The sequence below is a fragment of the Stenotrophomonas sp. RG-453 genome, from assembly GCF_033843685.1.
Classification (GTDB): Bacteria; Pseudomonadota; Gammaproteobacteria; order Xanthomonadales; family Xanthomonadaceae; genus Stenotrophomonas; species Stenotrophomonas bentonitica_A.
Genome location: NZ_JAMYED010000002.1, coordinates 75,085 through 88,058 on the forward strand (window position 1 = coordinate 75,085; position 12,974 = coordinate 88,058).

The window sequence follows — 12,974 nt, forward strand, 5'->3', positions numbered from 1 at the left end:
CCGCGCCGGACAATTCTGTCCGATGATGCGTACATGCCTACCCAACGTGCCGATGCGGCGGCCCGCCGCGCCCAGATCCTCGACGCTGCCGATGCCGTGTTCGGCCAGCATGGCGTGAACGCACCGCTGGACCTGGTGGTCGAACGCGCCCAGGTCGGCCGGGCCACGCTGTACCGCAACTTCCCCGACCGCACCGCACTGGTCGAGGCGCTGCTCCAGCGCACTGTCAACCGCATCGCGCGCCAGGTACAGAGCCTGGGCGATCGCGACGACGCGCTGTTCGAGTTGCTCGAAGGCATGGCCAACCGAATCGTCCAGTCGCCCGTGCTGTCGGACTACTGGCGCGCGGTGGATCCCGATCAGATACCGATCCGGGCCGCGCGCGAGACCATCTACGAACTGCTGCGCGAACCGATCGCCCGCGCGGTCGGCGCCGGCCTGTGCCGCCCGGACCTGGAAACGACGGACATTTCACTCATCTCAGGCATGCTGGGAGCCGCGCTGCGTGGCAAGACGCGTGACGAACGCGCCCGGCTGGCCACGCGCGCCCTGCAATTGCTGCGTGGCGGATTGCGGGGGCCTGCCGACGGGGAGGGATGATGCCGCAGTACCTCAAGCCGGTTCCGGACTGGGAGGAGCACGAAAAACCGACCCTGCCGGGCTCGGCTTCGATGCCGTGGCATCCGCCGCACCGCCGCCTCGCATATGCCCTGGTCGCGCTGCTGGTCGGCATCACCGGCGGCCTGGGCAACGCCCTGGTCAGCGCCAACCTGCCGTTCCTGCAGGGCCAGCTCGGGCTGACCCCGGCGCAGGGCAGCTGGCTGGTGGCCGCCTATGCGATGGTCAATGTCACCGCCAACCTGCTCGCCTTCAAGTTCCGCCAGCAGTACGGCATCCGCCTGTTCGCCGAGATCGGGCTGGGCCTGTATGCCGCCCTTGCGGTACTGCACCTGTTTGTCGGCACCTTTGAAACCACCGTGCTGATGCGCGCGGCCAGCGGCTTCGCCGGCGCGGCCTGCAGCACCCTGGGCACGCTGTACATGCTGCAGTCGCTGCCGCGCAAATACACCGGTAACCTGCTGGTGATCGGCGTCGGTATCGCGCAGTTGGCCGTGCCGATCGCCTGGCTGGTCTCGCCGGGCCTGGTCGATACCGGGCAGTGGCACAACCTGTATCTGTTCGAGGCCGGCCTGGCGCTGTGCGCGTTCGCCGCCGTGGTGGTGCTCAAGCTGCCGCCCGGTGCGCAGATCAAGGCCTTCGAGCCGCTGGACTTCCTCACCTTTGCCCTGCTTGCCCCCGCGGTCGGCTTGCTCGTGGTGGTGCTCGCGCAGGGCTACACGCGCTGGTGGCTGGACACGCCATGGCTGGGCTGGGCGCTGGTCGCCTCGATCGCGCTGTCCACCACCGCTTTCATCATCGAGCACTACCGACGCAATCCGCTGCTGCAGACGCGGTGGCTGGCCAGCCTGCCGGTGATCCACTTCATCATCGGCGCGTTCCTGATCCGCTTCCTGACCACCGAGCAGTCCTACGGCGTGGTCGGCCTGATGCGCACGCTGGGCATGGGCCCGGACCAGCTGCGCCCGTTGTTCGCGGTGATCCTGGCCGGCGTGATCACCGGCATCGCCGCCAGCTCGCTGACCTTCGGGCCGAAGCGGCTGATCCCGCAGCTGCTGATGGCGATCCTGCTGCTCGGCAGCGCCGCCCTGCTCGACCAGAGCCGCACCAGCCAGGACCGTCCCCACGACTTTTTCGCCAGCCAGTTCCTGGCCTCGGTCGGCGCCGGCATGTTCATGGGACCGCTGATCATGCTCGGCATCACCCAGGCGCTGAAACAGGGCGTGGACCACATGATCACCTTCCTGGTCACGCTCTCCATTACCCAGACCCTGGGCGGTCTGGCCGGCTCGGCCGTGCTGGGCACCTATCAGCTGCACCGCGAACAGGTGTATTCCGGCGCGCTGGTCAGCCAGCTGGATCCGGCCGACAACGTGGTCGCCCAGCGCCTGAAGCAGCAACAACAGGTTTACGCCAGGCTGATCACCGATCCGGTGCAGCGCAGCGCGCAGGGCACCGCGCAGCTGGCCCAGATCACCCGCCGCGAAGCCAACGTGCGCGCGTTCAATGACGTGTTCGCGCTCAGCGGCCGCGTCGCGCTGGTCTTCCTTGGCTGGTTGCTGCTGCTGGCGGTCCGCACCGCCGTGCTCAAGCAATGGCGCAAACGCCACGCGCCGACACCTCCCCTTTCCGCGCCGACGCCTGGCAGCGTCGCGCCCCGATGAGCCCGCCCATGTCGACCCAACCTCCGCACGACGATAACGCCCCGGAAAACGTCAATCCGCCGCCACCGACCGACGCCGCGCCCGCTCCCGCGCCGCCACCGGCGGCCGCGCCCTCCGGCGTGCCCAAGTACCTCAAGCCGAGCCTGCGGAGTGTCATCATCATGATCGTGATCGCGCTGATCGGCATCGCACTGATCCTGCGCGCGTGGTCGCTGTGGCCGTTCGAAACCTCGCGGGTGACCACCGACAATGCCTATGTGCGTGGCCAGATCACCGTGCTGGCACCACAGGTCAGCGGCTACGTCACCGAGGTGCTGGTGAAGGACTTCCAGCACGTCAAACAAGGCGAACCGCTGCTGCGCATCGACGACCGCATCTACCGCGAGAAAGTCGTCCAGGCCGAAGCCGATCTGGACAGCGCCAAGGCAGCACTGGCCAACTCCGATCAGTCGCAGGCGCAGAACCGCGCGCAGATCCAGGCCGCGCAGGCCAACCTGTCTGCCGGCCAGGCCGAGCTCTCGCGCTCGCGTACCGAACTCAAGCGCTACGAAGAACTCGCCGACCAGCAACTGGTCGCCCTCAACGACCGTGACAAGTTCCGCACCACCACGCAATCGGCGCAGGCCAGCGTGCTGCAGTCGCAGGCCCAGATCCGCATCGCCGAGGAAACCCTGACCTCCACCCAGGTTGCCCGCAAAGGCCTGGAAGCCCGCGTCGAGACGGCCCAGGCCCAGCTGGAACTGGCGAAGATCGATCTCGCCAACACGGTGATCCAGGCGCCGCGCGACGGTCAGGTCAGCGAAGCCTCGGTGCGCCTGGGCCAATATGTCACCGCCGGCTCGCAGCTGCTGTTCCTGGTGCCCGATGCCTTGTGGGTGGTCGCCAATTTCAAGGAAGGCCAGACCTGGAAGATGCGCATCGGCCAACCGGCCACCTTCTCCGTGGATGCCTTCGACGGTCAGAAACTGCATGGCCACATCGAACAGATCGCCCCGGCGACGGGCTCGGAGTTCAGCGTCCTGCGTCCGGACAACGCCAGCGGCAACTTCACCAAGGTGGTCCAGCGCCTGCCGATCCGCATCGCCATCGACCCCGACCAACCGCTGGCCCCGCGCCTGCGCCCCGGCATGTCGGTGATCGTCAAGGTGGATACCGCCGCGGAAGTGCATGAGCCGGCCGGTGCGAAGCGGTGATGCGCTTGCAGCCTTTCCTCGCCCCAGGCTGCGTTACATCCGCTCTCGTGCAGAAATGAAAACGCCGCGCAGATGCGCGGCGTTTCAACATCAACAGCGTACCGACCAACGGTCGGTACCTACCGGCGGATGCAGCACCCCACGGTCGGTACCTGCCTTACCCCGCACACCGCGCGCACAGGCCATGCACTTCCAGCGTCTGCGCCTGCGGCTGGAACCCGAGCTCCTTGGCCCGCTTTTCCAGCTGACTGACAATTTCCTTGTCCTCCAGCTCCACCGCGCTGTGGCAGCTGTTGCAGATCAGGAACGGCACTGAATGCTGGGCACTGCTGGGATGGTGGCAGGCCACGAACGCATTCACCGATTCCAGCTTGTGCACGAAGCCATTGGCCATCAGGAAATCCAGCGCGCGGTACACCGTCGGCGGGGCGTCGGCACCGACGCCCTTGCCATTGCGCACCCACTCCAGCAACTCATACGCCTTGACGGGTTTCCCGGCCTCGGCGATCAGGCGCAGCACGTTCGCGCGGATCGGCGTCAGCCGCAGCCCGCGTTCCGAGCACACACGTTCGACCACCTTCACGAAGTCGGAGGCGTCGTGAACGTGATGGTGCGGAGCGGTACAAGCGGTCTTGGCGGACATGCGCGGTCTCCTGTGGTCAGGCCGTCGGTACTTTAGTGAGTGCGACCTCGATGCGTTTCAAGGCCTCTTCACGCCCGGCCAGGAACACCGTCTGCGAAATGTCGGGGCTGACCTGGGTGCCGGTGATGGCCACGCGCAGCGGCTGCGCCACCTTGCCCATGCCGATCTCCAGCGCCGTGGCGACGTCGTGCAATGCCGCCGAAACGCTCTCCACCGTCCACTCGCCGGCCGCGCCCAACAGCTCGCGGGCCTTGCCCAGCGCCAGTTCCGCACCCGGCTTGAAGTGCTTGGCCACCGCCGCTTCGTCGTACTCGGTCAGCGGCTGGTACCAGACCACCGCCTTCTCGGCCATTTCCTTCAGCGTCTGCACGCGGTCGCGCAGCGCCACCACCACGTCCGCCGGCGCGGGACCGGCGTTCAGGTCCAGGCCCAGCTTGTTCAGCTGGTAGACCAGGTGCGGGGCAATGCTCTCCGGCGTTTCGGTCTTCAGGAAGTGCTGGTTGACCCAGCCCAGCTTGGCCATGTCCAGGCGCGCGGCCTTGGAGTTGCAGTTGGTCACGTCGAACAGATCGATCAGCTCCTGGCGGCTGAACAGCTCCTGGTCACCGTGCGACCAGCCCAGCCGGGCCAGATAGCTCAGCAGCGCGTCGGGCAGGTAGCCGGCGTCCTTGTACTGCATCACATCGGCCGCGCCGGTGCGCTTGGACAGCTTGGCGCCCTGCTCGTCCAGGATCATCGGCATATGGCCGAACTTCGGCACGGGCGCACCAATGCCCTCGTACAGATTGATCTGGCGGGGGGTGTTGTTGATGTGGTCGTCGCCGCGGATGACCTCGCTGATGCGCATGTCCCAATCATCCACCACCACCGCGAAGTTGTAGGTGGGGAACCCGTCCGGACGGAAGATCACCATGTCGTCCAGTTCGCTGTTGGCGATCTCGATACGGCCCTTGATCAGGTCGTCGAACACCACCGTGCCCTCGAGCGGATTCTTGAAGCGGATCACGCGGTTCGGGTCGTCCTTGTACGGCAGGCCCAGATCGCGCGCGGCGCCGTTGTAACGCGGCTTTTCCTGCTTGGCCATGGCGGCCTCGCGCATCGCGTCCAGTTCTTCCTTGGTCTCGTAGGCGTAATACGCCTTGCCCTGCGCGACCAGCTGCTCGGCCACTTCCTGGTAACGGGCCACGCGCTGGGTCTGGTAGATCGGACCTTCGTCGTAGCCCAGGCCCAGCCATTCCATCGCCTCCAGGATCGCGTCGATCGCGCCCTGGGTGCTGCGCTCGCGGTCAGTGTCTTCGATGCGCAGCACGAATTCGCCGCCACGGTGACGGGCCTCCAGCCAGCAATACAGCGCAGTGCGGGCGCCACCGATGTGCAGGTAGCCGGTGGGACTGGGGGCAAAACGGGTGCGGCAGGTCATGGGGGGCTCAGGGCGGGAAACGGAATCCCGGCAATTTTACCCCGCCCCGGCCGCAAACCGGGCACTCCTCGCCCGGGATGGCGTGGACCGCCCGTTCCAGGCGGTCCACGCGTTGGCCCTCAGGGGGTCAGCAACGGCTTGCGCGGCAGCTTTTCATCGCGCATCGCCGCGTTGTAGACGAACGAGGCCACGATCGCGGCGGCCTGCTTCAGGTCTTCCGGCTCGGCGTGGTCCCAGGTGTCCAGGTTGCTGTGGTGGACGTTGGTGAAGTAGTCCAGCCGGTCCTGGATGAACTGGAATCCGGGCAGGCCCACGCGGTCAAATGCGATGTGGTCGGTGCTGCCGGTATTGCGGGTCGCCACGGTGGTCGCGCCCACGTCATGGAACGGGGCCAGCCACGCTTCGAAGATCGGCACCGCGGCCAGGTTCTCCTGCGCGTAGATGCCGCGGAAGCGGCCCGAGCCGTTATCCATGTTGAAGTACGCCGAGAACTTGTCGTAATCGCGCTGGCGCTGCAGGGCACCGGTCGGCTCACGCATCGAGGCCGGCAGCTTGAGCTGCGCCGGGTCGGTCGGTTCGGGGTAGCGCGCGAAGTGCCTGGACACGTAATCCTGCGAGCCGATCAGGCCCTGCTCCTCGCCACTCCACAGCGCCACGCGGATGGTGCGCTTGGGCTTGGCGCCCACCGCCTTGAGGATGCGCATGGCTTCCATCATCACCGCCACGCCGGCGGCATTGTCGGCTGCGCCGGTGCCGGTGTGCCAGGAATCCATGTGCGCGCCCAGCATGACGATCTCGTCCGCCTTGCCGCTGCCGCGGATTTCGGCCAGCGTGTTGTAGCCGGGCTTGTCCTGCTCGTCGGTGAAGCGGGCCTCGACATTCACGCGCAGCTTGACCGCCTGCTTGTGGTCCACCGCGCGCACCAGCTGGTTGTAGTGCTCGGCCATCATCGCCAGCTCGGGCACGCCGACCGGTTCACCAGCCTTGCGCGAGCCGCCGCCACCGACACGGATGATCCCGTTGTCCCAGCCGCTGATGCTGATCGTGGCCAGCACGCCCTGCTCGGCGAAGAACGCATTGGTGGCGCGGGTCAGCTCCTGCTTTTCAAGGTATTCCTTGGCCTTCTTGGCACGGTCGGCCTTGGCATCGGCGACGTCCTTGGGCACCGCGAAGACCTGCAGCTCGGCCAGGCCGGCGTCGTCGTGGCGGTGCGAATCGGACGTGGTGGCCCGCTCGTAATCGCGTGCATCGTTGAGCAGCAGGATCTTGCCGGCGAGCTTGCCCTTGTACTGATCCAGGTCGGCCAGCTTCTTGATCTCGACCTTGATCACCTCGCCTTCCACGGGGCCGTTGGTGCCCGGGGTCCAGGCCTTCGGCAGCGCATACAGCGGCGCCACGCGCGGGCTCAGCAGCTCCACGCTGGCGTTGCTGAACTCCCAGCCGCGGCCGAATGCATCGAAGGCCTCGTCATGCACATTGACCAGGCCCCACTCGTTGAACTTGCTGCGGGTCCAGGTGTTGGCCTCGCCCATGGCCGGGGAATTGGTCAGGCGCGGACCGATCTGCTCGGTCAGATGGCTGAAGGTAGCCATCACCTGCGACCGGTGGAAGGCTTCCTGGCGGATGCGGCTGACCATGTCCAGGTCCACCGTTTCCTTCGTCTGTGCACCGGCGACGCCGCTCAGTGCCAATGCCACGCTCAACATGCCCCACTTGAACACGATTACCCCCGCCTCTCGGCCAGACCACGAACAATCCCCGAGTCTATCGAGCACCGGCCCGGTGCCCCCGGGCCAAGAGTCATGGTCATTCCATCCAGCCGTACCAGAGCTGGCTGCGGGTGGGCAGCACCAGCAGCCAGCGGCTGCGGTCCACCGAGGCGCTGGCGTAAACCGGCGCATGCACCGGCCAGTCACCCGGCAGCCCGCGGATGCCGATCTCGCGCAGGGCCTGCGCACCTTCGCGCCACGGCCGGTACGCGCCACACCAGTGCGGGATCGGCAGGCGCCCACGCGCCTGCCGTGCCTGTTCCAGGAAGCCAAGCCCGTGTGCGGCGATGGCCGCGCAGGTGGCCGGCGCCAGGCCGAAGCGCACCAGCCCCGGCGCTCCCTGCACGCCGGGCAGCGCCATCAACGGTGAGGGCCAGCCCGAAGCCTCCCCCTCCAGGAGCGAGGCCACCTCCAGCCGCGCGGGGAGCGCCCGGCGCATACGTTCGTGCAGACAGCGATGCAGGCTCATCATCGTTGCTCAGCTCAGGCGTGCGCCGAGTTCGTACCAATCCACCCGACGGGTCACCCACATCACCGCGGCCAGCACGCCGAACAACAGCAGCGAGCCCATCAGCAGCGCGTTGTTCTCCGAGATCAGCAGGCCATACAGCGCGCCGTACAGGGCGCTGAGCATCACCGCAAACCCCAGGCCGCGTTGCCAGCTCTTCAGTACGCCGGACAGATACACGGTCTGGATGCCGATGCATGCCAGGGCCGAGAGCGCGTAGGCCTGCCAGAACGCGATGTGCTCGGAGAGGCTGAGCAGCAGCAGGAAGAAGATCGCCAGCGCCAGGCCCACCATCAGGTACTGCAGCGGGTGGATGCGCAGCTGCTTGATCAGCTCGAACAGGATGAAGCCGACGAAGGTGAGCAGGATGAAGAGGATGCCGTACTTGCTGGCACGATCAGCCTGGGTATACACGTCGACCGGATTGACCAGCTCCACGCTCACGGCCTCGGCATCGATGTCCGGGCGGTTGCGCAGCTGGTGCTGGGCGCGCGACGCCAGCGAGGACACCGCCCACTGTGCATCGAAGCCCTGTGCATCCACCTTGCGCTCGTTGGGCAGGAAGCTGCCACCGAACAGCGGATGCGGCCACGGCGAGCGCAGCGCGATGCGGCTGTCATCGCCCACCGGCACCACCGACAGCGAGCGCGTGCCATCCAGCACCAGCTCCAGCTCGACCTTGCTGCCCTTGAGCACGCCACCGCGCTCATCCTCAAGGCCCGGCAGGCCCACGTGCAGGCCAGTGCCGATGCCACTGACGCCGCCAGCGTCGGGCAGCAGCGCCAAGGCCGAGCCATCCACACGCAGGTTCGGCGAGCCGACCAGACCGCGCACGTCGGCGATGCCCACGGTCAGGAACGGGGCGCCATACACGCGGCCTGCCTTCACGGGATAGTCGTCATCGGCGAACTCGGCGCTGATCGTCGCCTTCCAGCTGTAGACCGGCACGCGGAACAGGCCGACGCGGCGCTCGTCCGGCTGCATCACGCCGTCCACCTTGAGCGTGGCCGGCATCTGCAGCCACTGCCCCTGCTCGACCTGTTTCTCCTTTTTCTTGGTGCCTGCCGCGTCCACCACCTCGACCTCGCGGGTTTCGGTCCACGGCACCACCCGGATCGGGCCGGTCAGGATCTGCGCGCCGGCACGGCTCTGCGCCACGCGCTGGTAAGCCTCGTCGCGGTAGGCCTCGCGCTCGCGGATCACGCCCTTGATCAGGCTCAGCGGAATCAGCAGCAACAGGATCAGTCCGCCCACGATGGCGAACCGCAACAGCATCTTCAGGGATTTCATGACCCGTCCTCGGTTGGGAGGGGGCCAGCTTCCCGCGCGCCGGTGTGCGGGGTTTGTGCCGACGTTGAAGTCTGTGTGAAGTGGCGCGGTCAGCGCCGCGGCGGTACCGAGGGCAGCCGCGACGGCAGCCACAGCACCGCCTGCGCGCCGCCCTGCTCGCGGTTGCGCAGGCTGATGCGCCCGCCGTGCAGGCGCGCCACTTCCTGCACGAAGGACAGGCCGAGGCCGGAGCTGCGCTGGCCGGTGCCCGGGCGCGCCAGCGAATAGAAGCGCTCGAACACGCGGTCGAGCGCATAGTCCGGCACGCCACTGCCGTGGTCGGCCACGGTCAGGGCGATGCCATCGCCTTCTGCGTGCGCACCGAGCGCGATGACCGTGCCGGCCGGTGAGAAGGCCACCGCGTTCTCCAGCAGATTGTTCAGTGCCTGGCGCAGCAGATAGCCATCGCCCTGGATGCTTTCGGCCCCGGCTTCCACCCGGATCGCTACGCCGGCCGCCTGCGCACGCAACGCCACCGCATCGGCCGCGGCCTGCAGCAAGGGCGCCAACGCAAGGCGCTCATGCTTCTGCAGCCAGCCGTACTGCTCGACCTCGGCCAGCGCCAGCAGCTTGTCGATGGTTTCGGTGAGGCGCTGTGCCTGGCTTTCGATGCTGCGGGCGAAATGCGCGCGGTCGGCATCCGGCAGCGGCTCCTGCAGCAGCTCGGCCGCGCCGCGGATGGCCGCCAGCGGGCTCTTCATCTCATGCGTCAACGACTGCACGTACTGCTCGACGTAGGCCTTGCCTTCCAGCTTGCGGCGCATGGTTTCCAGGGCCTGGCCCAGATCGCCGATCTCATCGCGGCGCGGCTTCGGCGGCGGGACCGGTTCCCCAGCGCTGACGGCCTTGGCATAGCGGTTGAGCCGGTTCACCCCGTGCATCAGCCACGCGGTCATCAGCAGGCCGATCAGCGCTGACAAGCCGATCAACCACGCACCACGCTTGATGATGGCGCGCTGGCTGGCCGCGATGAAGGGATCGATGCTGCGGTTGGGCTGGGCCAGGCTGAGTACGCCGATCAAGCGGCGGCCATCGGCGGGATCGAAGATGGGCGCGGCCACGTGCATCACCGAGTGGGTATCGTCGCCGGGGGATTCCGGACTGGACCGCGCACCATACTCGCCGCGCAGGGTGCGATAGACATCGTTCCAGCGCGAGTTGTCGCGGCCGACATCGCGGCCGGTCGAGTCATACACCACGATGCCCTTGGCATCGGTGATGGTGACCTGGTAATCCAGCGTGCGCTTGGGAAAGCGCCACACCATCGCCTTGGGGTCGCGTCGCTGCGCACGCGCCAGGTCGGCGACGAAGCGGCCGTCGCGGATGTGCCCGGCCTTGAGATCGGCCGCCGCCATTTCCGCCAGCACGTTGGCCGCATCGACCAGGGTCGATTCCATCGCCTGGCGCACGCCCGGCTTCACTTCGTTGACGAAGATGCGCATCACGAAGAACGCGGCGATGCCCACGATCAGGAAGAAGCCCAGGAACAGTTTCAGGCCCAGCCGCATGCCTACACCTCCAGTGCGTAGCCCAGGCCACGGTGGGTGCGGATCGGGTCGGTCTCGGCACCGGCGGCACGCAGCTTGGCGCGCAGGGTCTTGACGTGGGTATCGACGGTCCGGTCGGCACTGTCGGCGTCGCTGTCCCAGCCACGGTCCATCAACTGGGCGCGGCTGAGGATCGCGCCGGGTCGCTGCAGCAGGGCGGCCATCAGCGCGTATTCGTAGCGGGTCAGGTCCAGCGGCTGGTCGCCGAACCGGATCCGGCTGCCCTCGCGGTCGATCGCAAAGCGGCCGTGCTGCTGCCAGCCCGACGTCTCGGCGGGGGCCGCGGCACGGCGCAGGCGCGCGCGCACCCGTGCCACCAGCTCGCGTGGCGAGAAGGGCTTGGCCATGTAGTCATCCGCACCCAGTTCCAGGCCGAGCACGCGATCGAACTCGTCGTTGCGGGCGGTCAGGAAGATCACCGGCACCTCGCTGAAGGTACGCAGGGTGCGGCAGACCTCGAAGCCACTCATGTCCGGCAGGCCGACATCCAGCACCACCACGTCGAAGGCGTGCTGGCGCAGGCGGGCCAGCGCCTGCCCGCCGAGCAGGCAGTGCTCGGCGCCGTAGCCTTCGCTGCGCAGCGCATACAGGACGGTGTCGGCGATGGCGGTTTCGTCCTCGACCACCAGGACGTTGTGCAGGGGGTGGCTCATGCGCGCAGCATAGCCGCTGGGCCCGCCGCCCCGTACACTGCGCCGATGAATTACCGCCACGCCTTCCATGCCGGCAACCATGCCGATGTGCTCAAGCACATCGTGCAGCTTGCCCTGCTCGACACCTTCAAGCGCAAGGACAGCCCGTTCTTCGTGCTGGACACCCACGGCGGCGCTGGCCGCTACCTGCTGGCCAGCGAGGAAAGCCGCAAGACGCTGGAGGCCGAAGACGGCGTGATGCGCCTGATGGCCCAGCCCCAGCTGCCGGCCGTGGTCGAGCGCTACCTCAAGGCGGTCCAAGCCGACAACCCGGTCGGGGCGATGATCAGCTATCCCGGCTCGCCCCTGTTGACCGCCCAGACCCTGCGCGAGCAGGACCGCATGGCCGTCTGCGAAGTGCAGGACGCCGAGGCCGCGGCGCTGAAGGCACTGTTCGCCCATGACAGCCGGGTCGGCGTGTACCACGCCGATGGCTATGCCCAGAACAAGAAACTGCTGCCGCCCAAGGCCAACGGTGTGAAGATCGGCCGCGGGCTGGTCCTGATCGACCCGCCTTACGAAGGGCAGGACGCCGAGTACCAGGCCATCCTGGCCTCGGTGACCGAGATCCTGGGGCGCTGGCCGCAGGCCAGCTTCGCGATCTGGTTCCCGATCAAGCAGCGCCGGACCATCCTGCATTTCCTGCGCAAGGCCTGCGCCCTGCCGGTGAAATCGGTGCTGACCGCCGAGCTGCTGATCCGCCCGGACGACTCCCCGCTGCGGCTCAACGGCAGCGGCATGCTGCTGCTCAACCCGCCGTGGCAGTTCGACCAGGTGCTGGCCCCGGCGATGCCGGCGCTCAAGCAGCACCTGGGCGAGGCAGGCGCCTCGACCCGCCTGCAGTGGCTCAAGCAGGCCGAATGACCCCCTGAATCCCAGGCCGGCACCCCGGCCTGGCCGGCGCCTCCCGGCCGACACGGCGTGAGTGATCCGTTCACGGAACGCTGCCCCCGGGATGCGAGAATCCGAAGACCACCAAGGAATCACCGGTATGGCTACCCGTAACCGCATGCCGCCCTGGCACGAGATTTTCAAGGCACCCAGTGGCCACGAGCTGCTGATCCGCCCCATCCGGCCCGAAGACGGCCCGCCGCTGCATGCCGCGTTCAGTCTGTTCGGTCCGGAAGAGATCCGCGACCGTTTCCTGCAGTCGGTGACCGAACTGTCGCCGGAAACGACGCAGCGCCTGACCCACCCGAATCCCAAGAGCGAAATCACCCTGGTCGCGGCCGAGTCCCTGCCCGCCGGTGAAGCCGTGGTGGGTGCGGTTGCGCGCGCCTCGATCATTCCCGGCACCCGCGAAGCCGAGTACGCGATCCTGGTCAGCCGCTTCCTGGTCGGCCAGGGCCTGGGCCGCCAGCTGATGCGCAAACTGGTCAAATGGGCGCGCGGCAAGTACCTGGATCGTCTGTACGGCGATGTCGCCGAAGAGAACGAGCCGATGAAGCAGCTGGCCGCCTCGCTGGGCTTCCAGCCGATCCCGCACCCGAACGGCACCCCGGGCCTGGTGCGCATGGTGCTGGAACTGGACAGCTGAAACGGGGGCGCGTGTCCGCGCCCTGATCCTGATCCGTAGAGCCGGCCGCTGGCC

At 67.6% G+C, this 12,974-nt stretch carries 12 protein-coding genes; 5 read left to right on the forward strand and 7 right to left on the reverse strand.

Annotated elements, in window-relative coordinates; all coding sequences use genetic code 11:
• The first annotated feature begins 33 nt into the window (after positions 1–33).
• The 3 genes from NJD74_RS02945 to NJD74_RS02955 are packed head-to-tail and all read left to right on the forward strand — an operon-like array spanning position 34 to position 3,475.
• Positions 34–600, forward strand: coding sequence for a TetR/AcrR family transcriptional regulator (locus NJD74_RS02945; RefSeq protein ID WP_102789163.1), 567 nt, complete (start codon positions 34–36; stop codon positions 598–600).
• The gene (locus NJD74_RS02950; RefSeq protein ID WP_102789162.1) at positions 597–2,282 is read left to right on the forward strand and encodes an MFS transporter; all 1,686 of its coding nucleotides are present in this window, start codon (positions 597–599) and stop codon (positions 2,280–2,282) included. The genes NJD74_RS02945 and NJD74_RS02950 overlap by 4 nt, the downstream gene beginning before the upstream one ends.
• 8 nt (positions 2,283–2,290) lie before the next feature.
• Complete coding sequence (locus NJD74_RS02955) at positions 2,291–3,475, forward strand: HlyD family secretion protein (protein WP_070473342.1); 1,185 nt, start codon at positions 2,291–2,293, stop codon at positions 3,473–3,475.
• 157 nt (positions 3,476–3,632) lie between these two features.
• On the opposite strand, the gene NJD74_RS02960 is transcribed toward NJD74_RS02955, so the two are convergent.
• The 7 genes from NJD74_RS02960 to creB all read right to left on the reverse strand — a co-directional run bounded on the left by NJD74_RS02960 (position 3,633) and on the right by creB (position 11,344).
• The gene (locus tag NJD74_RS02960) at positions 3,633–4,118 is read right to left on the reverse strand and encodes a Fur family transcriptional regulator (RefSeq protein WP_019184450.1); all 486 of its coding nucleotides are present in this window, start codon (positions 4,116–4,118) and stop codon (positions 3,633–3,635) included.
• Between the two features lie 16 nt (positions 4,119–4,134).
• Positions 4,135–5,538, reverse strand: a complete 1,404-nt coding sequence (gene gltX / locus NJD74_RS02965) for a glutamate--tRNA ligase (RefSeq protein ID WP_070473343.1) — start codon at positions 5,536–5,538, stop codon at positions 4,135–4,137.
• Positions 5,539–5,657: 119 nt separating this feature from the next.
• Positions 5,658–7,244 (reverse strand): M20/M25/M40 family metallo-hydrolase, encoded by a 1,587-nt coding sequence (locus NJD74_RS02970; RefSeq protein WP_070473520.1) that lies wholly within the window; start codon positions 7,242–7,244, stop codon positions 5,658–5,660.
• A gap of 100 nt (positions 7,245–7,344) precedes the next feature.
• Positions 7,345–7,776, reverse strand: a complete 432-nt coding sequence (locus NJD74_RS02975; protein WP_070473522.1) for a hypothetical protein — start codon at positions 7,774–7,776, stop codon at positions 7,345–7,347.
• Positions 7,777–7,785: 9 nt separating this feature from the next.
• Positions 7,786–9,105, reverse strand: a complete 1,320-nt coding sequence (gene creD / locus NJD74_RS02980; RefSeq protein ID WP_019184454.1) for a cell envelope integrity protein CreD — start codon at positions 9,103–9,105, stop codon at positions 7,786–7,788.
• 89 nt (positions 9,106–9,194) lie between these two features.
• Positions 9,195–10,652 carry a two-component system sensor histidine kinase CreC gene (gene creC, locus NJD74_RS02985; protein ID WP_319623630.1) on the reverse strand — a complete coding sequence of 486 codons (1,458 nt, stop codon included), beginning with the start codon at positions 10,650–10,652 and terminating at the stop codon, positions 9,195–9,197.
• 2 nt (positions 10,653–10,654) lie between these two features.
• The gene (gene creB / locus NJD74_RS02990) at positions 10,655–11,344 is read right to left on the reverse strand and encodes a two-component system response regulator CreB (protein ID WP_070473347.1); all 690 of its coding nucleotides are present in this window, start codon (positions 11,342–11,344) and stop codon (positions 10,655–10,657) included.
• Positions 11,345–11,389: 45 nt separating this feature from the next.
• Here creB and rlmJ point away from each other — a divergent pair, with 45 nt between their 5' ends.
• Positions 11,390–12,247 carry a 23S rRNA (adenine(2030)-N(6))-methyltransferase RlmJ gene (gene rlmJ / locus NJD74_RS02995; protein ID WP_019184457.1) on the forward strand — a complete coding sequence of 286 codons (858 nt, stop codon included), beginning with the start codon at positions 11,390–11,392 and terminating at the stop codon, positions 12,245–12,247.
• Between the two features lie 127 nt (positions 12,248–12,374).
• Complete coding sequence (locus NJD74_RS03000; protein ID WP_019184458.1) at positions 12,375–12,920, forward strand: GNAT family N-acetyltransferase; 546 nt, start codon at positions 12,375–12,377, stop codon at positions 12,918–12,920.
• Positions 12,921–12,974 lie beyond the last annotated feature (54 nt).